Raw genomic sequence first — 21,498 nt, forward strand, 5'->3', positions numbered from 1 at the left:
TTACTCATTTAGAGTAAGTCTTATTTTTTCTTGTGCAGGACGTTTCAGGGAAAGTAATTAACATATTGATATAAATGGAATAAAAGCAAATCAATTCGTTAAGCGTTTATATAACACTCAAACACTTTAATAGGAATAATCACAAATAAAGTTTTTGTGAAGGAAAACTGCTGATGATGCGTAGATATTATTTTGCTTTATTGCCTTTTATTACCCTTTTTTCCACAGCAACGCATGCCGAGACGATTCAGGAAGCAATAAAAAGCACGCTCTATACACATCCTGAAGTAAGCGCCGCGATTAATAGCCGTTTTTCTGCCGAACATGATTTACGTGCGGCCAAAGGCGGATATCTCCCCTCCATCACGCTAAGTGCCGGCGTCGGACGCGAAGAGACCGATAGCCCCTCAACACGCGCCAGCACCAATAAGCGCGTTGAGCTCAGTCGTCAGGAATCCAGTATCAATTTAAGCCAAACGGTATTTGATGGTTTCGCCACCTCCAGCGAAGTGGGCAGACAACGCGCCACGGTCAATTCACGCGCCTATAAAGTATTAAATACCAGTGAGGCAACGGCGTTAGATACCGTTCAGGTCTATCTCAGTGTGCTGCAACGTCAGGAATTTGTCCGTCTGGCGGAAGCCAATCTTGCAAGCCATGAGCGCATTTACGATCAAATTAGGCTGCGCAGCGAACAAGGCGTTGGGCGACTGGCCGATCTGGATCAGGCCGAAGCACGTCTTGCGCAGGCCCGTAACAACGCGCTGACAGAACAAACCAATCTGGATGATGCCAAAATCAACTACATGAGCATTGTGGGTAAGGTACCAGAGAATTTGGTGATGCCCGATGCTTCTGCGATAAAAATCCCCGCTTCGCTGGATGAAGCACTACGCATCATGCTAGCTAACAGCCCGGCGCTGAAATCCGCAGAGTCAGATATTGAAGCCACTCAGCAGCAGTATGAGACGTCAAAATCAACATTTTACCCGCGCCTCAACGTTGAACTCTCTCGCACGATGGATAACAACGTTGACGGAACGCGCGGTCAAAATAATGAATGGCAGGCGATGCTGCGGATGCGCTACAACCTGTATGAAGGCGGTAGCAGCAAAGCCAACATGGAATCAAAAGCCTATCAGGTAAAAGAAGCACAGGATGTCCGAAATAATGCCCTGCGCCTGCTAAGCGAAGAACTCAAGTTAGCCTGGTCTGCGTTAAATAACTCGCGCCAACAACTGCCGATTGCCGCCGAATACGCCGACCGCAGTATGAAAGTGCGTACCGCCTATCAGAAGCAATTTGGCCTGGGAGAAAGGACGTTGCTGGACCTGCTGGATAGCGAGAACGAGCTATTCACCGCACAGCGCCGTCTGGTCGAGGTTCGTTTCACCTCTCTCTATACCGAATACCGGATTGCATCCCGCATGGGAGAGCTATTAAACCGTTTAGCGATCCCAGCGCCTGATGCGGGTACCAGCTTGACAAACGTCACCACCCAAGCAGAGTTGCCGAGCCTTAATTAATATATTTCATTGGTCAGACGGCGATAAATTATGGTTTATATGCGGGGAATTACGTTGCGTAAGGGAACGTTTAGTTAAATGAAGTTGCATTCAGTACAAGAGACGGATGGTTCTGATAAATCAGCTACCGAGGAGTCCATCGTCCAAGAGCCTGTTGTTCATGAATCGACTACTGTTCATGAACATAGTGACCCTCGCAGCCGTCATGACGATCCTTTATTGGATAGCTTGCTGATCCTCTGCACCTTGCAGGGGAAATCCGTCAGTCGTACGACACTCACCGCGGGGCTCCCTTTAGCCAACCAGCGGTTATCGGTAAAATTGCTCCCGAGAGCCGCTGCACGCGCGGGGTTACAAGGGCGCATTCTCAAACGTTCTCTGAATAAAATTTCCGACATGTCGCTCCCCGCGATGTTGCTGTTACGGGAAGGACGTGCAGCGATTCTGTTAGGCTGGAACGCTGACGGCAGCGCACGTCTGATGCCCAGTGAAACAGAAGGCGGAGAAATTTCCGTTGAGCACAATACGCTGCAACAGAATTACCTCGGTCTGGTGATGTTTGCCCAACCTCGTCATCAGTTCGATCTGCAAAATCCGTCACTGATCCCCCGAACCAAATCCTGGTTCAAAGATACGCTTAAACTTTCACGCTCACTCTATCTCGATGCCGTCCTCGCCAGTTTGCTGGTGAACATTATCGCGCTTGCCACGCCGCTGTTCGTGATGAATGTCTACGACCGCGTTGTGCCCAATCAGGCAACGGCGACATTATGGGTGTTGGCTATCGGCGTTACCGGCGCGTTTGTTTTCGATTTGATACTCAAAACGCTACGCGGCATTTGCCTCGATATGGCGGGCAAAAAAACCGACCTGATTATTTCCGCCACGTTATTTGAGCGCATTACCGGTATGTCGATGAAGGCTCGACCTCCGCGGGTCGGTAGCTTTGCGCAGAATATTCATGAGTTTCAATCACTCAGAGATTTCCTTTCGTCACTGACGCTAACGACACTGATCGATTTTCCTTTTACGCTGCTTCTGTTGCTGGTTATCGGCATCATCGGCGGCCCGCTGGTCTGGGTTTCCATACTCGCCTACCCTATCGCCCTGCTGGCAAGCTGGGCGATGCAAAAGCCGCTGTCCGCCACCATTGAAAAAACGATGCACCTTGCCAGTGAACGGCAGGCTACGCTGATCGAAACCTTGAGCTGTCTGGACGCGATCAAAGTCAATAATGCGGAAAGTGAACGGCAGCACCAGTGGGAACAGACCATTGGCAGCCTGAGCAAGCTGGAAATGCGGGCCAAGGCACTGTCTTCACTGGCGGTAAACCTGACACAGTGGTTCCAACAATTTGCCGGCGTTGCCATGATTGTCGTCGGCGTCTATATGCTGATTAACGGCAAACTCAGTATGGGTGGGCTGATTGCCTGTTACATGCTGAACGGCAGAGCGCTCATGCCGTTGGGCCAGCTGTCTGGGCTGGTCAGCCGTTACCAGCAGGCGCGTTTGACGATGCAAACCACCGAACAGATGATGCAGTTGCCGCAAGAGCGTAGTGATAACGAACGCCCACTAAAGCGCGAGAGCATCCGGGGCGGTATCGAATTTCGCGATGTGACGTTTAATTATCCAGAACAAAAAACCAGTTCGCTGCAAGGCATTAGCCTGACCATCGCGCCCGGCGAGAAAGTGGGCGTCATTGGCCGCAGCGGCTCAGGCAAAAGCTCGCTGCAAAAACTGATCGTAAACCTCTATCAGCCTAATACCGGTAATATTCTGATCGACGGCGTCGATGCCCGTCAGTTGGATGTCAGCGATTTACGCCACAACATCGGCTATGTTCCTCAGGATATTCAGCTATTTAGCGGTTCGCTGCGCAATAACCTGATTAGCGGCGCACGCTATGTCGAAGACGAAGCCATGTTGCGAGCCGCCGAAATTTCAGGGGTGAACGAGTTTGCTCGCCTCCACCCGGATGGCTATAACCTTCAGGTTGGTGAACGCGGCCAACAGCTTTCCGGCGGGCAGCGTCAGGCTGTCGCGATAGCCAGAGCGCTGCTGCTCGATCCGCCGATTCTGGTGCTGGATGAACCCACCAGCTCGATGGATAACACCAGCGAAGATCGGTTAAAACAAGCGCTGGCCCCCGTGATTGCAGAAAAAACGCTCTTACTGGTCACTCATCGGGTTTCCATGCTGGCACTGGTCGATCGTTTAGTGATTGTCGACAGAGGTAAAATTATTGCTGATGGGCCGAAAGCAATCGTGATGGATGCGTTGAAGAAGGGGCAGATCAATGCGTCTCGGTAAATATATCAAACGAATCAAACGGTATTTTGTCGGCGGAGATGAAGAGAGCCTGCAAACGATGCCAGAAGTGAGCCGGGCAATGGCCGAAGATTCGCCACGTTCTATTCGCTTCACGCTGTGGGCTATCGGTGCTTTTTTCCTGTTTTTCATCCTGTGGGCAGGGCTCGCGAATATCGATGAAGTCACTCGCGGCGATGGTAAAGCCATCCCATCTTCCCGGCTGCAAAAAATCCAAAACCTGGAAGGCGGCATTATCACGGAAGTGTTCATTCGTGAGGGACAGGTCGTCAATGCTGGCGATCCTTTGCTGCGCCTTGATGATACTCGCTTTGCCTCTAACGTCGGTGAAACCGAAGCCGACCGGCTTGCGCTGCTGTCGCGAATTGAACGCCTGAACGCCGAAATCAACGGCCAAGAACTGGTGCTTTCAGAAGAAATCACGACGCAAGCGCCTAAAATCGCGGCAGGAGAAAAAGAGCTTTATAACAGCCGCCGCCAACAGCTGCATAATGAAATATCCGGTCTGGAAGAACAGTTGATCCAGCGCCAGCAGGAACTGCGGGATTTCTCAGCCAAGGAGATTCAGTTCCGCAACAGTCTTGGCCTGCTCCAGCAAGAAATTAAAATGTCAGAACCGCTGATCGCAGAAGGCGCGATTTCTAAAGTGGAAGTTTTACGCCTGCGCCGTGCTGAAGTTGAAACTCGTGGTCAGCTTGATTCCATCAAGCTCTCCATTCCGCGGGCGGAGTCTGCAATTAAAGAGAGTGAGAATAAAATAGAGGAAACGCGCAGCCGCTATAAAAGCGAGGCGTTATCTCAGCTTAGTGAAGCACAGACCAGCCTGAACAAAATTGAAGCCACAGGTAAAGCGCTCGAAGATCGGGTAAACCGAACGCTGGTCGTCTCCCCGGTTCGCGGTATCGTGCAGCAGGTTCTGGTGAATACCATCGGGGGAGTGATTCAACCGGGTAGCGATCTGGTAGAAATTGTTCCGCTAGATGACAAACTGTTGGTCGAGGCTAAAATTCGCCCTCAGGATATTGCCTTTTTACACCCCGGTCAGGATGCCATAATAAAATTGACAGCTTATGACAACACCATCTATGGCGGTTTAAAAGGTCAGTTGGAACAAATTAGCCCAGACACGGTAACCGATAAAGAAGGGAACAGTTTTTATATTATCCGACTGCGGACTGATAAGAATTATTTAGGTACAGCCGATAAACCGCTTCTTATCATTCCTGGTATGGTGGCCTCTGTTGATATAATAACGGGAAAGAAAACGATTCTCAGTTATTTATTAAAGCCAATTATTCGCGCAAAAGCAGAAGCACTACGAGAAAGATAATAAAAAGGCGTCCCATAAAAAGAACGCCTTTGCTATTTTATTCATCAACGATCGTCCATATCGTGATAAATCTGAGTTTGGCTACGCCCCATGGCTTTAGCCTGATACATGGCTGAATCTGCATTAATTGCCAACGTCAGAGAGTCGGAACCGTGCTCTGGGTACAATGCAATACCGATACTACACGATATATCCAGCTTTTTCCCGTTGATCTCAAAAGGTTTATTCAATGCGTTATGGATTTTATCTGCAACATAGAGTGTATTATCAATTTCCTTAATACCCTGAAGCAGAATAATAAATTCATCACCACTACGGCGATAGACCGTATCCGAATCCCGAACTGCACCACGCATACGCGCAGCCGCTTCTTTTAATAGCAAATCGCCAACAGCATGCCCAAACGAGTCGTTTATCTGTTTAAATTTATCGAGATCCAGGAACATCAGCGCGATTTTTCTACCCGTTTGTTTGGATAGCAGAATCGCCTGTTCCATTTGCTCAGCAAACGTCAGGCCATTAGCCAGTGACGTTAATGAGTCATAGTGCGCCAGTTGCCGATAGTGTTCCTCGCTGCGCCGCAGCATATCAATGGCATGATATCGCTCTATGGCGATCGCAATCAGCTGCGCCGACTTCTCGATAGAGAAAATTTCCTCTTCAGTCGGGACATACACTTTTCGATGATAAACGCTTAAAACTCCTAATATTTCTTTGTTCTGACCAATAATAGGTTCAGACCAGCAGGAACGCAGCCCGGCATATAATGCGAGCCCTTTATACAAAGACCAATGCGGATGCACGGAAATATCATCAGCGATTACGCGTTTTCCGGTATAGGCTGCTGTACCAAAAGAAGCCACACCATCAGCAATTTTCACGTTGTGAATGGCATTTTTATAAAAACCTGGCAAGCTCGGCGCCGATCCAAGCGTCAAACATTTCTTTTCTTTATCGACGAGCAATACAGAACAAACGATACGGCCGGGATTTTTTTCCTCAACGCTGAAAATGATCGCATCCAGGATGTCTTTCAGCGGGGCGCCGCTTGATAACAGCTCCAACGCACGATTGTATGAATTATCATGATGTTCCTGCGATTTCCGCTCTGTAATATCTAACTTAATGCCGACGTACTGGGTCGTGTTACTCGCCTTATTATATATTTTAACGATATTGGCCTTTTCCCAATACAACTGCCCATCTTTACGCCGGTTAACAAACTCACCGCTCCAAACATTACCTTTATTTATGGTAGCCCACAGATCTTCATAGACGCTGGCGTTGGTCATGCCAGAGTTTAATATATTCGTTTTTTTGCCAATAACTTCATCCGGCATATAGCCGGACATGGTAATAAACTGGCGATTGACGTAAATAATTTCACAATTTTCATCTGCGATCATAATTGAGGCAGGGCTATATTCCATCGCAAAAAAAGTCATGTTGAGGAAGTCTTGTTTTTTCTGCTCAGTTTTAAACTTTTGTTTAATTTTTCTATTTTTCACAGAAGAAAACAATAACAATAGCAACAATAAGGTTATTATAATTTCATACACAATAACACTCTCCTCAGGCCCGAGTGGTCCTGATCGTACAAATCACAACGCTGATGACGAAAAATCCCGGTAACAAGCCCCTATCCCGTAGATTGTCAGGATGAGTGCATTTCCGGAGAGCAGAAAGGATGAAAGAAAAAACGCTCCATGAAGCAGGAGTGTTTAGAAACATAGCAACGTAAGCATAAAGCCCTCGCATATGACTGTGCGCAGATAAAAACAACAAATTCAAAAGAGTATCTTAATTTAATAGTAGTAATTGTTCGGGTTATAAGCTTCTCTAATGGAATAAAAGAATATTCCTAAGGGTACATGGCGATATATTCTGAACATCAAATTTTTGTAAGCAAATCAATTATACCAATAAGTATCATTGTTTTAATCAACAAAATCTATCACAAAGTGATTTTTGATCGTTAACAGTAAACATTATATTTTTTTACCATTAAAAATCAAATAATTAAAAGAAAAAAATAAAATCATTAACGCAAGCGTCTGATTATATATGTCATAATTTGATGCAAAATCCGTAGTCCTCTTCCTCCTTGTTTTATTGAAATTAAACACTGCCATAACAAATAAAACAAGAATTAAATAACAAAAATAAAACAAATTACAGCATTATACCTTGAAAATAAAAGAGGAAAGACAGCTCATCAGATAGGCGATATTTTATACAGCGATGAAATATTAGGAAATATAATGAATTAATAGGGAGGAAAAACATGGATGGGCATACAGCGGTACTCTACTGTGTAAAGTGATAGCCTAAACAACAGGTTATCACCTAAAGTTCAAGCTTCAACATCTCAAAATTCTCAAACGGCTGAGGGCGTGAGAGGTAGTATCCTTGGGCAGCATAAGCATGTGATGCCTGAACGATTGCCCACTCTTCCTTGGTTTCGATTCCCTCAATGACCACATAATTGCAAAAACGCGATAGCAAAGCGATCAGCGCAGGGAAAACGGTTTTCCCTTCACTACTTTGTTGCAGGAGAATGAAGAGCTCACGTGCCACTTTTATGCAATCATACTGAGCCAGCATGAGTGATGAAAAATTCGCCATACCGCAGCCGAAATCATCCAGCCACAGTGTTTGCGCTTCTGGGAGTTTAGTTAAGATATCTTTTGGCAACCCTCCCTGATTTTCGACCATTTCAAAACGAATCCAGGGCATTGCCGCGATCAGACGTTTGGCTTCCAGGCTATTTTGCAACGCGAGTAGCGTCATACCATCAATATTGACAGAGGCAAAAAGATCGTCGCGAGTAAATCGAAAACTCCACTGAGATAAAAGTTGCAGTTGTTCTACAATAATTAACAGGCGGGTTTCAACATCAATATTCGCGAAGTATTTTTCAGGAGAGATGAACTTTTGCGGCAGGGTAGGAGAAAAAACGGAAGTCAGTAACTCAATAGCCATTAATTTACCTGATGTTCGGTAAATGGGCTGAAAAGTATACCGCCGTTGGCATTGGTGCCAGTAATCAGCGCCTAATGGCTCTGCGTCTCCCTGTTGGAAAAATCCTGCCCCAACCTGATTAAGATGACCTTCCTGCTGCACTATGAGTTCCGCCATTAAACTGACACTATTAGTTATAAAATTATATCATACGGACATGCACCATCATCGACTCTCCAGATGCAAACTCCATCGGCAATACCGATTAAATCAATGTCCATGATATTACAAAAATAAGTGGTTCAATATCACAACTAAATTTATTTAAATTGTAAATCAATAAATTAAAACCCAAGAAACACAGTCGCACTGGCTGATTCATACAGTTTAAAGGATAGGTATAAAACCAATTTAACGAACAGATGGTAATTTTACCCTGTAACCTCACTATTTATGCTGCCAATCGGTTGCATGCCGAGGGCCTCCGAAAACACGCGAAAGACGCAGTAAACGGCCTAGGAAGAAAGACACATTGAGGACAGGAGAAACCGATTTGCCAGTATATTCGTCATCGATGACAGTTACGCGTGTTTAAACGAGCATCAACGGGTATAATCTGCGCCCTGTTTGTAAGGTAGAAGAACATCATGGCGTTACTTATCACCCATAAATGCATCAACTGTGACATGTGTGAGCCCGAGTGTCCTAATCAGGCTATTTCCATGGGCATGGACATTTATGAAATTGACACCACCCTCTGTACCGAGTGCGTAGGTCACTACGACACCCCTACGTGTCAGAAAGTCTGTCCGATCGACAATACGATCATCAAAGATCCAAACCATGTTGAAGGCAATGAGCAGTTGTGGGAAAAATATGTGCTCATGCACCATGCTGACAGGATTTAAGCATCCGTTTACGGACGATCAGCTTTCGATAATCACCGTCGCACAGGCATAGCGTCTTTCGTCAGCCAGCGTCACATGGACGTGTCTGACGCCCATTTGTTCAGCCAGCTCTGCCGCTTTAGCAAAAAACCGCAGGCAAGGTTTACCCAGTTCGTCATTAAAAACTTCAAACTGGTTGAACGCGAGCCCGTTACGAATTCCGGTACCAAAGGCTTTTGCTGCCGCTTCTTTCACGGCAAAGCGCTTGGCGAGGAAACGAACAGGCTGCTGATGCTGCTGATAATGCATCCATTCAGCATCCGTCAGAATGCGGCGAGCCAATCGCTCGCCTGAACGTTCAATCACCGCGTCAATACGGGCGATTTCGACAATATCTGTTCCAAGCCCAAGAATCGCCATTAGCGGCGCGCTTCTCGCATCAGACTCTTCATTTCGGCAACGGCATCCTTCAGGCCGCTCATCACCGCACGCCCGATAATCGCATGCCCAATATTCAATTCGTGCATTTCTGGCAAAGCAGCAATCGGCAGAACGTTGTGGTACGTAAGACCGTGGCCTGCATTGACTTTAAGCCCCTTCGCCGCAGCGTAAGTCGCCGCATCACGAATGCGCTCGAACTCATGTTGGCGTGCTGCGTCATCTGGCGCATCGGCATACGCCCCAGTATGGATTTCGATATAAGGTGCACCGCTGGCCACGGCGGCATCAATTTGCCGCTTATCCGCGTCAATGAAGAGTGAAACCAAGATATTAGCCTGGCTAAGTCTGGCGACTGCGTTATCGATCTTTTCCTGCTGCCCCGCGACATCCAGCCCACCTTCGGTGGTCACTTCCTGGCGTTTTTCCGGTACCAGACAGCAAAAATGCGGCTTCACTTCACAGGCGATGTTCAGCATTTCTTCCGTAACCGCCATTTCCAGATTCATACGGGTTTGGAGCGTTTCTCTCAGGATCCGTACATCACGATCCGTGATATGGCGACGATCTTCACGCAAGTGCACAGTGATGCCATCCGCCCCCGCCTGCTCAGCGACAAAAGCCGCCTGAACGGGATCGGGGTATGCCGTTCCACGCGCATTACGCAGCGTTGCAATGTGATCGATGTTAACGCCAAGCAACAGTTCAGCCATGATAAATCCTCGGTAAAGTCATGCACGATACGTGGCAGTTTACACCGATGTCACAGCGTCAGGGTACTGAGGAGACGGGATTATTTATCAGAAGATGCGGGTTTGGACAAATTAGCAGCAGGAACAAACTGGCGGAACAGTTCACGACTTTTCAGCGGTTTTCCCCCCAGATAGGGCTTTAACGCAATGCGGGTGAAACGTTTTGCCGCCTTCAGCGTGCCGACATCAGGAAACTCACGCGACGCCAGCGAGCGTAATTCATGCCCGGTAAAACTTTTATTATCGACCACCAGGCTGGCAATAAATCCCCTTTCCTCTCGATACTGATAAGTCATGGTATCGGCCACCGGCTCACCGCTACCAGCACAATGCAGGAAATCAACGCCGTATCCAAGATAGCCCAATAACGCTAATTCAAAGCGTCTTAATGCTGGCTCGGGAGAGGCATCCTGTGCAGCAAGATGTTGTAAACAGTGGAGATAATCGAAGAAAAGAGCGGAGTAATTGGTTTCATGTTCCAGCACGCGGGACAGCAGTTCGTTAACGTATAAACCGCTATAAAGCATCGAGCCAGTCAGTGGTAACGCGAGCGAGACAGGCTCGGCGCTGCGTAATGTTTTCACTTCTCCCCGACCACTCCAGCGCACCAGCAGTGGAGTGAAAGGCTGTAAACAGCCTTTCAAGCTAGAACGTCGGGCACGTGCGCCTTTGGCAAGCACACGAACTCGACCATCGCTTTCGCTAAACAGATCCAGCAATAAGCTGGTTTCGCTATAAGGTCGCCCATGCAAGACAAATGCGCGCTGCCAGCCTTCCATCGGCGTGAACCTTACAGGTCTTCGCTATAACCCAGGCTGCGCAGGGCACGTTCGTCATCTGCCCAACCGGATTTCACTTTAACCCACAGCTCAAGGTGTACCTTGGCTTCGAACATCTCTTCCATATCCTGACGAGATTCGATACCAATGGTTTTAATTTTGGCACCTTTGTTGCCAATAACCATCTTCTTCTGGCCTTCACGCTCAACCAGAATCAGGCCGTTGATGTCATAACCGCCGCGCTCGTTCGTCACGAAACGCTCGATTTCAACCGTTACGGAATACGGCAATTCTTCACCCAGGAAACGCATCAGTTTTTCACGGATAATTTCCGACGCCATAAAGCGCTGTGAGCGATCGGTGATGTAATCTTCCGGGAAATGATGGGTTGCCTGCGGTAAGTGTTTACGCACAATGTTGGCAATCGTATCGACATTCGTCCCCTTCTCAGCCGAGATAGGAACAACATCAAGGAAGTCCATCTGTTGGCTGAGGAACTGGATATGCGGCAGCAGCTTGGTTTTATCCGTGACGTTATCGACTTTATTGATCGCCAATAGCACAGGGAGTTTCTGATCGCGCAGCTTATTCAATACCATGTCGTCGTCGTCGTTCCAGTGTGTACCTTCAACAACGAAAATGATCAGCTCAACGTCACCAATTGAGCTGCTGGCAGCACGGTTCATCAGGCGGTTAATCGCCCGTTTTTCTTCAATGTGCAGTCCCGGCGTATCCACATAAATAGCCTGATAAGGCCCTTCAGTGTGAATACCCATAATGCGGTGCCGCGTCGTCTGGGGCTTACGTGACGTAATAGAAATCTTCTGCCCCAGTAATTGATTCAGTAACGTCGATTTACCGACGTTTGGTCGACCAACAATCGCGACAAAACCGCAGTGTGTCTGTACTTCGCTCATTCAAGCTCCAGTTTTTTCAACGCTTGTTCAGCCGCAGCCTGTTCGGCTTTACGACGGCTCGATCCTGTACCAATGACCGACTCACTAAAGCCGCTCACCTGACAGTGGATAGTAAATTCCTGATCGTGTGCTTCCCCACGAACCTGCACCACCAGATAGGTCGGCAGAGGTAAGTGACGCCCTTGCAGAAATTCCTGCAACCGCGTTTTCGGATCTTTTTGCTTATCGCCGGGACTGATTTCATCCAGACGCGTCTGATACCAGTTCAGGATCAAACGTTCGATGGTCTGAATATCGCTGTCGAGGAAAATACCGCCAATCAGCGCTTCGACCGTATCAGCCAGGATCGATTCTCGACGGAAACCACCGCTTTTTAATTCACCGGGACCGAGGCGTAAGCACTCTCCCAGTTCGAATTCACGCGCGATTTCCGCCAGCGTATTTCCTCGCACCAGCGTCGCTCGCATCCGACTCATGTCCCCTTCATCAACCTTGGGGAAACGGTGATACAGCGCATTGGCGATCACAAAACTCAGGATGGAGTCACCCAGGAATTCGAGTCTTTCATTATGTTTGCTGCTGGCGCTACGGTGCGTCAGCGCCTGTAACAAAAGCTCGTACTGCTGAAAAGTATAGCCCAGCTTTCTTTGTAAACGATTTATCAGGATGGGATTCATGTGTTACCAATAGATCAACGATGCGTCAAAAACAGCAGCATACGGAACAGCCCTGCTTACCAATTCGGTCAAAACTGTTTCGTTTGCATTGGCTCCCCTAAGGGAGCCTGCCTTTCTGCCCGTCATACTTCGCGTTGCCTGTGCGTTAGCGTGGTTAAAACGCTAACGTGTTGTCCTGCAACTCGTACTACTTAGGGCATGTTCTTTCAAAAAGAGCGTTACTGAAAATATTCTACAACGGACAGCATCAGAATGCTGCCTGTATCTTATTTCGGTTAATGCTTAGTTTGGTTAATGAATGCCACCGATGCGACTCAAACGTACGCCGGTAGGCCATTCGCCTTCCTGCTTCTCAAAGCTCATCCAGATAGCGGTGGCTTTACCGACCAGATTTCTCTCTGGTACAAAGCCCCAATAGCGGCTATCCAGACTATTGTCGCGGTTATCGCCCATCATGAAGTAGTGCCCTGCTGGGACAACCCATGTCGCAAGCTGCTGCTGCGATTGCTGGTAATAACCACCAAGCTGATCCTGCTGGCCCGGTACCAAGAGAATATTATGCGTTACATTGCCTAATGACTCTTTGCGCGCGCCCATACGGGTCCCTTCCACGCTGTTGTCATTGACAGGTACCTCATAAAAACCGCTACGCGACTCCAGTCCTGGCTGGTTGAAGGTCTGAACAAAATCGCTAGGCTGTACGTTACTGTACGTAACCGCCAATGCGGTATCACACGCCTGCTGCCCCTGACAGGATGGACGAATCGTCACCTGCTTGGTTATCGGGTTATAGCTCACGCGATCGCCCGGTACGCCAACCACGCGTTTGATGAAGTCTACTTTAGGATCGGACGGATATTTAAACACCACCACGTCGCCACGCTTCGGATGACCGGTTTCAATCAGCGTTTTTTGCGTGAAGGGTTCTTTAATACCGTAGGCAAATTTCTCCACCAGAATAAAATCACCGATCAACAGCGTCGGCATCATCGAACCCGATGGAATTTGAAACGGCTCATAAATGAAGGAGCGCACAACCAATACCAAAGCCACGACTGGGAAGACGGACGCTATCGTCTCAATCCAACCTGGTTGTTGAATCGCTTTCGATGAAACCGCGCCATCAGCCAGATCGGCACCGCTCATCGCAGCAAATTTCTTCCGGCGAGCGGGTGCCCAGACGAAACGATCTAAACACCAGACAATCCCCGTGACCAGCGTCACAACTGCCAGAATTACGGCAAACATATTGGCCATGCCAACTCCTCAGAATTTATTTACTGTCTTTGCCGACGTGAAGAATTGCCAGAAACGCTTCTTGCGGCAGTTCGACGTTACCGACCTGCTTCATACGTTTCTTACCGTCTTTCTGTTTCTGCAACAGTTTCTTCTTACGGCTGACGTCGCCACCATAACACTTGGCCAGTACGTTTTTACGCAATTGCTTAACCGTAGAGCGCGCAATAATGTGGTTACCAATTGCGGCCTGAATCGCGATATCAAACTGCTGACGTGGAATCAGTTCTTTCATCTTTTCGACGAATTCACGACCACGATATTGTGAATTATCACGGTGAGTAATCAGAGCCAAGGCATCAACACGCTCGTTGTTGATTAATACATCAACGCGCACCATGTCTGATGCTTGGAAACGTTTGAAGCCATAATCCAGCGAAGCATAACCACGAGACGTTGATTTCAGGCGATCGAAGAAATCGAGTACCACCTCGGCCATCGGGATCTCATACGTCAACGCAACCTGATTACCGTGGTACACCATGTTCGTCTGCACGCCACGCTTCTCAATACAAAGCGTAATCACGTTACCCAAATATTCCTGAGGCATCAGCATGTGACACTCGGCAATTGGTTCGCGCAGTTCCTGAATATTGTTCAGCGGCGGCAGTTTAGACGGGCTATCAACATAAATGGTTTCTTTAGCCGTCGTTTCTACTTCATACACCACTGTCGGTGCCGTAGTGATCAGTTCCAGATCGTACTCACGTTCCAGACGTTCCTGAATGATCTCCATGTGCAGCAGCCCCAGGAAGCCACAGCGGAAACCAAAGCCCAGCGCGGTAGAGCTTTCTGGCTCATAGAACAGAGAGGCATCATTGAGGCTCAGCTTGCCTAACGCATCGCGGAATGCTTCATAGTCGTCGGAGCTAATCGGGAACAGGCCAGCGTAGACCTGCGGTTTGACTTTCTTGAAGCCAGGTAACGCTTTTTCAGCCGGATGACGCGCCAGAGTCAGCGTGTCCCCTACTGGAGCACCCAAAATATCTTTGATGGCGCACACCAACCAGCCTACTTCGCCGCAGTTCAATACATCGCGGTCGATCTGCTTCGGCGTAAAAATACCGAGACGGTCGGCGTTATAAACCTGACCCGTGCTCATCACCTTAATTTTGTCGCCTTTGCGCATCGTGCCGTTTTTGATACGTACCAGTGACACAACGCCAAGGTAGTTATCAAACCAGGAGTCGATAATCAGCGCCTGCAACGGTTCATCAGGGCTGCCTTCCGGCGGCGGAATATCACGCACCAGACGTTCCAGAACATCCGGCACGCCAATCCCCGTTTTTGCAGAGCAGCGCACGGCGTCGGTGGCATCAATGCCGACGATGTCTTCAATTTCCTGAGCAACACGATCCGGATCGGCAGCAGGCAGGTCGATCTTATTCAGAACCGGCACCACTTCCAGATTCATATCCAGCGCGGTATAACAGTTAGCCAGCGTTTGAGCTTCAACACCCTGACCAGCGTCAACGACAAGCAGCGCGCCTTCACAGGCGGCGAGCGAACGGGAAACTTCATAAGAAAAGTCAACGTGCCCAGGCGTATCGATGAAGTTTAACTGGTAGGTTTGGCCGTCCTGCGCTTTATAATCCAGCGTGACGCTTTGCGCTTTAATCGTTATTCCGCGTTCACGTTCCAGATCCATGGAATCCAGAACCTGCGCCGCCATTTCACGCTCGGTTAAACCGCCGCAAATCTGGATAATACGGTCAGATAACGTTGATTTACCGTGGTCGATATGGGCAATAATGGAGAAATTTCGTATATGCTTCATTATAAAAATTTTTCTACCTTGATATTCCTGAAATTCTTGCCGATGGGCATGCGCATAGGTGAAAACAGCAGCGATGTTATTCCACCTGAATCGCAGCATTCTACATGCGAGAGGCGTGAAAACCTAGTCATGTCCGGTTCATTCCCCTTGATTATGACGGTTTTATTTGGAATAGCAGAACAACAAGAGGAAAGCAGGAAGTAAAGTGTCATTACGTGGCAAACATCGTGTCGAAAGATAACAAACAAGTCAGCAATGTTTCCGCACCGCGCGCCGTTTACGCTCCGGTAAACTGGTCAATTTTGTAAGAGCGTGCCCGGCAGTGCGATTTGCAGGATAACGGGCTCATAACGCTTATTCTTACCCAACTGCTTCGCCCAACGCTTCACGCCAATAAACGCCACGCCACCGCCTAGCAGCGCACCAATAACAGCAGCCAGATCGGTGCCGAATAACGTTTGGCAAATCGCCGCGCCGAGCAGCAGCCCAACCAGCGGAACGAAATAAACCAGAGCAGCGGAAAACAACAGCCGCCCCTCGGAAATGCCCAATTCCACTTTTTGTCCCACTTCTAAAGGCCGATCGTAAGGAACGAACAACGTATTTTCAGCAGAGAGCCCAAGCTGACTTAATAAACCCGTTCCACACGACGAACGGGATTTACAGGTGCCGCAGCCCGAACTGGGCTCACACCGCAGCTCTGCGATGCCATCCTGCCATGACACTACCGTTGCCCACTCTTTAATCACGGTTGCGCCTTCAAAATAATGCTGTCAGCCACGCGTTTAGCCGTAGAAGGAGGAATATCGCCAACGACGGTAATCTCTCGATTGCCTTTCATGACAGTGTGAATAGAGCGTCGCCCCGTGAGCACAGATTGTTCCTCGCTCACGTCAGAAGACGGGCTAATGTTAATCGAAAAGCTGAATAAACCATCGCTATACAGACGTGTTTCAAGCGGAATGGACGAACCTGGCAATATCTTTTTGTTGTGCGACAGCTCTTTCATCCCGGTAGGTAGCCATTCCGGCCCCCAGGTAAAATCACCTTTTTCCGCAGCAGGCGCGGGTAGCGCAGGAGGAAGTTTGATACCTTCCAGCGGACGCATCACGCTCACTACATCATCGTCAACAATCAGTGATGTCGTTAAGAATTGCTCCAACCGTTTGTCGCCATTGCGATCCTGTAAATCAATGCGCAGTGGAAGTTTCGAGTCCGCATCAATCCACACCGTATAGCTGTAGCGTGTGCCATCGCGTGAGATGACCCGAATGCCTGATGCCAGACGATCGGCAATGCGCACCCGCCCATCGGCAGGAACAAAATCATAATAGGGCGAGAGTTTCTGGAAATCAGCGAACACCAGAGAAGGGAGAGAGTCAACGATATGGTCGCTAGTGAGCGTAAATGGCTCAAAACCAGGATCGAAATAGCTGACTTCATTACCACGCTGCACGATCTCGCGTCGCGGCCCGTCCATAAACAGCAACTGTGCCAAGGCACGGTTGTTCACCACAGCATGGCGATACCGTACCGACTCGAACCCTTGCAGGGTAATGTTAATAAAGGAAATTTCGTAATTCAGAGAACGAATAGCGCCATTCATCTGTTGCAGCAACGCGCCCGGCTCAACATTCTGAGCCGGGGCGAAAGTAGAATAAAACAGGCTGCCAATCAGAAAACAGGCGGCGGACCAAACACGCTTCATTACCGGGGCTGTGTTCCTAATGATTGAGTACCGGGAACCTGAATTGCCGCTTGCTGATCGTCCTGCGGCAGAGCGTGTTCGGCATGCAGCCGGCGCTGTAATTCGTAGTCCTGCAAAATAGCGTTAAGGCGATTGCGCTGCATATCGGATTTTTGTTGACCGCTGTTAGGGGCAACATTTTCTGACGGCACGCCCAGACTCACTGGAGAGGCGGTGCCCATAGCGGGTAAGGTGCTGAACACGCCAGATTCCACAACCTGTTCGGAAGCATTACCCTGCTGGTAATTTTGTACGCCGACAATCACCGCTAAAGAGACGCAGGCGGCCACACCGACTTGCGTCAACTGGCTGCCCCACGGGCGGATTTTGTGCCAGAAAGGCATCTTCGTCCACTCGACAGGCTGTGGCTGAGATTCAGGCTGCGCTTGTGGAACCAGACGAACAGGTTCTTTTTCGATTGCAGCGGCAACACGAGAAGCGATGTCCAGGTGAATCACGTTTTCACTCACATCACCACGCATCGCATCACGAATCAGATGATAACTTTGCCAACTTTGCTGCAACGCATCATCCCGTGACAGTGCGCCTAACAGTTCGGAATCTACTGCTTCGCCATCCATTAAAGCGGAAAGTTTCTCTTTCTGCATACCGACACCCTTACCTTGTCAAATCCATCATTAGTCATGCGGATAGCTGAAAACGCTCGCTAGCGCTGAATAAGCGGTTGTACTTTATTATCAATCGCTTCCCGCGCCCGGAAAATACGAGAACGAACAGTGCCAACGGGACAATCCATAATCACGGCGATCTCTTCGTAGCTTAAACCGTCCAACTCACGCAGCGTAATCGCTAAACGTAAATCTTCCGGTAAAGACTCAATAGTTCGGAAAACGATGCTTCGTAATTCTTCTGACAACATTAAATTCTCAGGGTTCGATATTTCTTTCAGTGCACCCGCATTTTCATAATTTTCCGCGTCATTGGCATCAATGTCGCTGGAAGGCGGGCGGCGTCCCTGAGCTACCAGATAATTCTTGGCCGTATTCACTGCGATACGATACAGCCACGTATAGAACGCGCTATCGCCGCGGAATGACTCTAACGCGCGATAGGCTTTAATAAACGATTCCTGTACCACGTCCGGCACGTCCCCTTGGGGAACATACCGCGATACCAGGCTCGCTACCTTATGCTGATAACGAACGACCAACAAGTTAAACGATTTTTGATCGCCTTTTTGGACTCGCTCGACCAGAACCTGATCTGCCAGTTGCTCGCTCATCCGAGGTAATCTCTACTCAAACCGTTCTCCACGCGTAAAATAGTACTGCCAGCTATATAAGTCATATTTAGAGCAAGCTCCTCATTAGAACCAAGACACCCAATAAAGTTCCGAGTCATCATTCTTCTTTTGCTTAGCGCCGTTACTCGTCTTTGCGATGCGTATCATCCCACATTCTCTTCATCAAAAATGGTCTTCATCTGAGGCTCTACGTTTCTCCGAGGATGATACGATAAATCTGGGGTATGCGCACGATTCAGCACGCCCTACTCTTCGCTTATTTATAGCGTAGAAATGGGGCTAAAAACCAATGCAGCAATCAACCATTGGGTGCTACCATCGGATTTCCTCTTCTTTTTGCACCCACGACACGACCATGCAAACGACCACTGAATACGTCTGTGATGTTTTAATCATTGGCAGCGGTGCTGCCGGGCTTTCACTGGCGCTGCGTCTGGCTTCACAAGCCAACGTGACGGTATTAAGCAAAGGCCCACTCAACGAAGGCGCAACGTTTTATGCTCAGGGCGGCATCGCCGCCGTTTTCGATGAAACGGACACGATTGACTCCCATATCGAAGATACCCTGATCGCTGGCGATGGCCTGTGTGAACGGGAAGCCGTTGAGTTTATCGCCAGCAATGCCAAACACTGCGTGCAATGGCTGATCGAACAAGGCGTGCTGTTCGATACCGAAACCAGCACCAGCGGCGAAGAGCGTTACCATCTCACGCGCGAAGGCGGGCACAGCCATCGTCGAATTCTGCATGCCGCGGATGCAACGGGCAAAGAAGTGGAAAACACGCTGGTGCAGAAAGCGCTATCTCATCCGAATATTCGGATTATGGAACGCTGCAACGCCGTCGATTTAATTACCTCGAATAAGCTGGGTTTGCCCGGTACACGCCGCATTGTCGGTGCTTATATATGGAACCGTGAACGGGAACGCGTAGAATCCTGCCGGGCGAAAACGGTGGTGCTGGCGACCGGCGGCGCATCCAAAGTGTATCAATACACCACGAACCCTGATATTTCCTCTGGTGATGGCATCGCCATGGCCTGGCGTGCGGGTTGCCGTGTGGCAAATCTGGAGTTCAATCAGTTTCATCCGACCTGTCTGTTCCATCCGCAGGCGCGAAACTTCCTACTAACGGAAGCGCTGCGCGGTGAAGGCGCGTACCTTAAACGTCCTGACGGCACACGCTTTATGCCCGATTTCGATGCCAGAGGCGAGCTTGCGCCACGCGACGTGGTCGCCCGGGCGATTGACCATGAGATGAAGCGGCTTGGCGCAGACTGTATGTATCTGGATATCAGCCACAAGCCCGAAGCATTCATCAAACAGCACTTCCCCACGATCGATGAAAAACTACAGTCTCTTGGCATAGATCTGACGCGTGAGCCGATACCGATCGTACCCGCAGCACACTACACGTGCGGCGGCGTGCTGGTCGATCAGCATGGTCGCACCGATCTTGACGGCCTGTATGCGATTGGCGAAGTCAGCTACACCGGATTGCATGGCGCAAACCGCATGGCATCCAACTCATTACTTGAGTGTCTGGTTTACGGCTGGTCAGCCGCTGAGGATATTTTGCAGCGCTTACCGCAAATCAAAGCAGTGAAAAAGTTACCAGATTGGGATGAAAGCCAGGTCGACGACTCCGACGAACAGGTGGTGATCCAGCATAACTGGCACGAGCTGCGCCTGTTTATGTGGGACTACGTTGGGATCGTGCGGACGACTAAGCGACTGGAGCGGGCACAACGTCGCATCCAACTGCTTCAGCAGGAAATCAACGAGTACTACGCCCACTTCCGTATTTCCAACAATCTGCTGGAACTGCGTAATCTTGTGCAGGTCGCCGAACTCATCGTCCGCTGTGCGCTGGAAAGAAAAGAAAGCCGCGGGCTACATTACACACTGGACTACCCAGAGCAGTTCGACACCCCAACCCCCACCATTCTGGTGCCATAACTCATAGAAAAATAGTTCGCTCAGCAAGGCAGACGCCGCTACAAGGCGTCTGCCATCTACATAAAGAGATAAAAATCTTTTGTCAGCCGCTGGAAATCCGTCGAGTAGCACCTTTCTGCATCACGAATGGCCAGTGAGGAATTCGCACATTCTCTTTCCTGACGAGACAGCGCCAGCAAAACGCGATGCGCAGGTTTCTCTTCCTGCTCCGATACGTGAAGCTGCTGGTGAACGTGCCAATTGTCCTGCTGCGCCAACGGAATAAAATGCTCAGCAACCTGAACCGGCAGCACCACGCAGAAAAGCCCTTCAGGCACCAGCAGTTGATGGGCACAACGCAACAGTGCTTCATGGGTTAACAAGGTGGTATAGCGAGCCTGATCGCGCTGAGCTGATCCGCACGCGATCCCCGGTGGGAAATAAGGCGGGTTACTGATAATCAACGAATAGGTGGCGGCTCGCGTCTCAGCAAAACTGACGATATCCTCAGCATACACCGTGATTCTGTCAGCCCATGGCGAGGCAGCCACGTTTTCTTTCGCCTGATCGCTGGCGGCGCTATCCAGCTCGACGGCATCAATCTGAACATGCGGTTCAGAACGTTGCGCCAGCATTAGCGCGAGAAGACCGGAGCCGCTGCCAATATCCAGAACCCGTGTGGCTGAAGACACCGGCGTCCAGGCACCCAACAAAATGCCGTCGGTTCCCACCTTCATGGCACAACGATCGTGCGCCACAAAGAATTGCTTGAAGGTAAATCCATCCCGACGCAGGGTCAGTTTATTATCAGTCTGATGACTCATGAAAATAAGATTCCAAACGCAAACCGCAGTAGCATAGGTGAAACATCAGTACAGGA

19 protein-coding genes are annotated in these 21,498 nt (G+C 49.2%); 5 read left to right on the forward strand and 14 right to left on the reverse strand.

What is annotated here, in order from left to right; translation table 11 throughout:
- The first annotated feature begins 173 nt into the window (after positions 1-173).
- From H4F65_RS16680 to H4F65_RS16690, 3 genes are all read left to right on the forward strand, one after another.
- Complete coding sequence (locus H4F65_RS16680) at positions 174-1,526, forward strand: TolC family outer membrane protein (RefSeq protein ID WP_010280442.1); 1,353 nt, start codon at positions 174-176, stop codon at positions 1,524-1,526.
- 78 nt (positions 1,527-1,604) lie between these two features.
- Complete coding sequence (locus tag H4F65_RS16685) at positions 1,605-3,839, forward strand: type I secretion system permease/ATPase (RefSeq protein ID WP_010280445.1); 2,235 nt, start codon at positions 1,605-1,607, stop codon at positions 3,837-3,839.
- Positions 3,826-5,187, forward strand: coding sequence for an HlyD family type I secretion periplasmic adaptor subunit (locus H4F65_RS16690; RefSeq protein ID WP_010280446.1), 1,362 nt, complete (start codon positions 3,826-3,828; stop codon positions 5,185-5,187). Before H4F65_RS16685 ends, H4F65_RS16690 begins: the two co-directional genes overlap by 14 nt.
- 44 nt (positions 5,188-5,231) lie before the next feature.
- Here the strand turns inward: H4F65_RS16690 and H4F65_RS16695 are convergent, their stop codons facing one another.
- Both H4F65_RS16695 and pdeH read right to left on the reverse strand, forming a co-directional pair.
- Positions 5,232-6,746, reverse strand: coding sequence for a sensor domain-containing protein (locus H4F65_RS16695; RefSeq protein WP_010280450.1), 1,515 nt, complete (start codon positions 6,744-6,746; stop codon positions 5,232-5,234).
- A 787-nt stretch (positions 6,747-7,533) separates the two neighbouring features.
- The gene (gene pdeH, locus H4F65_RS16700; protein WP_141209929.1) at positions 7,534-8,325 is read right to left on the reverse strand and encodes a cyclic-guanylate-specific phosphodiesterase; all 792 of its coding nucleotides are present in this window, start codon (positions 8,323-8,325) and stop codon (positions 7,534-7,536) included.
- A gap of 470 nt (positions 8,326-8,795) precedes the next feature.
- On the opposite strand from pdeH, the gene H4F65_RS16705 reads away from it, so the two are divergent.
- The gene (locus H4F65_RS16705) at positions 8,796-9,056 is read left to right on the forward strand and encodes a YfhL family 4Fe-4S dicluster ferredoxin (protein WP_010280453.1); all 261 of its coding nucleotides are present in this window, start codon (positions 8,796-8,798) and stop codon (positions 9,054-9,056) included.
- An 18-nt stretch (positions 9,057-9,074) separates the two neighbouring features.
- Here H4F65_RS16705 and acpS read toward each other — a convergent pair whose 3' ends face one another.
- From acpS to rpoE, 11 genes are all read right to left on the reverse strand, one after another.
- Entirely contained in the window at positions 9,075-9,455 is a 381-nt protein-coding gene (acpS, locus tag H4F65_RS16710; RefSeq protein ID WP_010280454.1) for a holo-ACP synthase, read from the reverse strand.
- On the reverse strand, positions 9,455-10,186 hold the full coding sequence (gene pdxJ / locus H4F65_RS16715) for a pyridoxine 5'-phosphate synthase (RefSeq protein WP_010280456.1): 732 nt from the start codon (positions 10,184-10,186) through the stop codon (positions 9,455-9,457). The genes acpS and pdxJ overlap by 1 nt, the downstream gene beginning before the upstream one ends.
- A gap of 80 nt (positions 10,187-10,266) precedes the next feature.
- On the reverse strand, positions 10,267-11,004 hold the full coding sequence (gene recO, locus H4F65_RS16720; protein WP_010280459.1) for a DNA repair protein RecO: 738 nt from the start codon (positions 11,002-11,004) through the stop codon (positions 10,267-10,269).
- Positions 11,005-11,015: 11 nt separating this feature from the next.
- Entirely contained in the window at positions 11,016-11,921 is a 906-nt protein-coding gene (era, locus tag H4F65_RS16725) for a GTPase Era (RefSeq protein ID WP_010280463.1), read from the reverse strand.
- Positions 11,918-12,598: a ribonuclease III gene (gene rnc, locus H4F65_RS16730; protein WP_010280465.1), complete on the reverse strand. Its 681-nt coding sequence runs from the start codon at positions 12,596-12,598 to the stop codon at positions 11,918-11,920. Before rnc ends, era begins: the two co-directional genes overlap by 4 nt.
- Positions 12,599-12,889: 291 nt before the next feature.
- Positions 12,890-13,855, reverse strand: a complete 966-nt coding sequence (gene lepB, locus H4F65_RS16735) for a signal peptidase I (protein ID WP_010280466.1) — start codon at positions 13,853-13,855, stop codon at positions 12,890-12,892.
- A gap of 16 nt (positions 13,856-13,871) precedes the next feature.
- Positions 13,872-15,671, reverse strand: a complete 1,800-nt coding sequence (gene lepA / locus H4F65_RS16740; protein ID WP_010280468.1) for a translation elongation factor 4 — start codon at positions 15,669-15,671, stop codon at positions 13,872-13,874.
- 296 nt (positions 15,672-15,967) lie between these two features.
- Positions 15,968-16,420: a SoxR-reducing system protein RseC gene (rseC, locus tag H4F65_RS16745; protein ID WP_010280470.1), complete on the reverse strand. Its 453-nt coding sequence runs from the start codon at positions 16,418-16,420 to the stop codon at positions 15,968-15,970.
- Complete coding sequence (gene rseB, locus H4F65_RS16750) at positions 16,417-17,379, reverse strand: sigma-E factor regulatory protein RseB (RefSeq protein ID WP_010280471.1); 963 nt, start codon at positions 17,377-17,379, stop codon at positions 16,417-16,419. Before rseB ends, rseC begins: the two co-directional genes overlap by 4 nt.
- The gene (gene rseA / locus H4F65_RS16755; protein ID WP_010280474.1) at positions 17,379-18,026 is read right to left on the reverse strand and encodes an anti-sigma-E factor RseA; all 648 of its coding nucleotides are present in this window, start codon (positions 18,024-18,026) and stop codon (positions 17,379-17,381) included. The genes rseB and rseA overlap by 1 nt, the downstream gene beginning before the upstream one ends.
- Positions 18,027-18,085: 59 nt before the next feature.
- Positions 18,086-18,661: an RNA polymerase sigma factor RpoE gene (rpoE, locus tag H4F65_RS16760; protein WP_005973561.1), complete on the reverse strand. Its 576-nt coding sequence runs from the start codon at positions 18,659-18,661 to the stop codon at positions 18,086-18,088.
- Positions 18,662-19,037: 376 nt separating this feature from the next.
- Between rpoE and nadB the strand changes: the two genes are divergently transcribed.
- The gene (gene nadB / locus H4F65_RS16765) at positions 19,038-20,639 is read left to right on the forward strand and encodes an L-aspartate oxidase (protein ID WP_010280483.1); all 1,602 of its coding nucleotides are present in this window, start codon (positions 19,038-19,040) and stop codon (positions 20,637-20,639) included.
- Positions 20,640-20,695: 56 nt separating this feature from the next.
- On the opposite strand, the gene trmN is transcribed toward nadB, so the two are convergent.
- On the reverse strand, positions 20,696-21,442 hold the full coding sequence (gene trmN, locus H4F65_RS16770; RefSeq protein ID WP_010280485.1) for a tRNA(1)(Val) (adenine(37)-N(6))-methyltransferase TrmN: 747 nt from the start codon (positions 21,440-21,442) through the stop codon (positions 20,696-20,698).
- Between the last annotated feature and the right edge of the window lie 56 nt (positions 21,443-21,498).

The sequence above is a fragment of the Pectobacterium brasiliense genome, assembly GCF_016950255.1.
In the GTDB taxonomy this organism is placed as follows: domain Bacteria; phylum Pseudomonadota; class Gammaproteobacteria; order Enterobacterales; family Enterobacteriaceae; genus Pectobacterium; species Pectobacterium brasiliense.

What these genes read in the sequence shown, in the direction of transcription:
- pdxJ (WP_010280456.1), bottom strand. Translation starts at nt 10,186, where the DNA reads ATGGCTGAACTGTTGCTTGGCGTTAACATCGATCACATTGCAACGCTG.
- nadB (WP_010280483.1), top strand. Translation starts at nt 19,038, where the DNA reads ATGCAAACGACCACTGAATACGTCTGTGATGTTTTAATCATTGGCAGC.
- H4F65_RS16690 (WP_010280446.1), top strand. Translation starts at nt 3,826, where the DNA reads ATGCGTCTCGGTAAATATATCAAACGAATCAAACGGTATTTTGTCGGC.
- acpS (WP_010280454.1), bottom strand. Translation starts at nt 9,455, where the DNA reads ATGGCGATTCTTGGGCTTGGAACAGATATTGTCGAAATCGCCCGTATT.
- H4F65_RS16680 (WP_010280442.1), top strand. Translation starts at nt 174, where the DNA reads ATGATGCGTAGATATTATTTTGCTTTATTGCCTTTTATTACCCTTTTT.
- rnc (WP_010280465.1), bottom strand. Translation starts at nt 12,598, where the DNA reads ATGAATCCCATCCTGATAAATCGTTTACAAAGAAAGCTGGGCTATACT.
- rpoE (WP_005973561.1), bottom strand. Translation starts at nt 18,661, where the DNA reads ATGAGCGAGCAACTGGCAGATCAGGTTCTGGTCGAGCGAGTCCAAAAA.
- era (WP_010280463.1), bottom strand. Translation starts at nt 11,921, where the DNA reads ATGAGCGAAGTACAGACACACTGCGGTTTTGTCGCGATTGTTGGTCGA.
- lepA (WP_010280468.1), bottom strand. Translation starts at nt 15,671, where the DNA reads ATGAAGCATATACGAAATTTCTCCATTATTGCCCATATCGACCACGGT.
- rseA (WP_010280474.1), bottom strand. Translation starts at nt 18,026, where the DNA reads ATGCAGAAAGAGAAACTTTCCGCTTTAATGGATGGCGAAGCAGTAGAT.
- trmN (WP_010280485.1), bottom strand. Translation starts at nt 21,442, where the DNA reads ATGAGTCATCAGACTGATAATAAACTGACCCTGCGTCGGGATGGATTT.
- H4F65_RS16685 (WP_010280445.1), top strand. Translation starts at nt 1,605, where the DNA reads ATGAAGTTGCATTCAGTACAAGAGACGGATGGTTCTGATAAATCAGCT.
- pdeH (WP_141209929.1), bottom strand. Translation starts at nt 8,325, where the DNA reads ATGGCGGAACTCATAGTGCAGCAGGAAGGTCATCTTAATCAGGTTGGG.
- rseB (WP_010280471.1), bottom strand. Translation starts at nt 17,379, where the DNA reads ATGAAGCGTGTTTGGTCCGCCGCCTGTTTTCTGATTGGCAGCCTGTTT.
- H4F65_RS16705 (WP_010280453.1), top strand. Translation starts at nt 8,796, where the DNA reads ATGGCGTTACTTATCACCCATAAATGCATCAACTGTGACATGTGTGAG.
- lepB (WP_010280466.1), bottom strand. Translation starts at nt 13,855, where the DNA reads ATGGCCAATATGTTTGCCGTAATTCTGGCAGTTGTGACGCTGGTCACG.
- recO (WP_010280459.1), bottom strand. Translation starts at nt 11,004, where the DNA reads ATGGAAGGCTGGCAGCGCGCATTTGTCTTGCATGGGCGACCTTATAGC.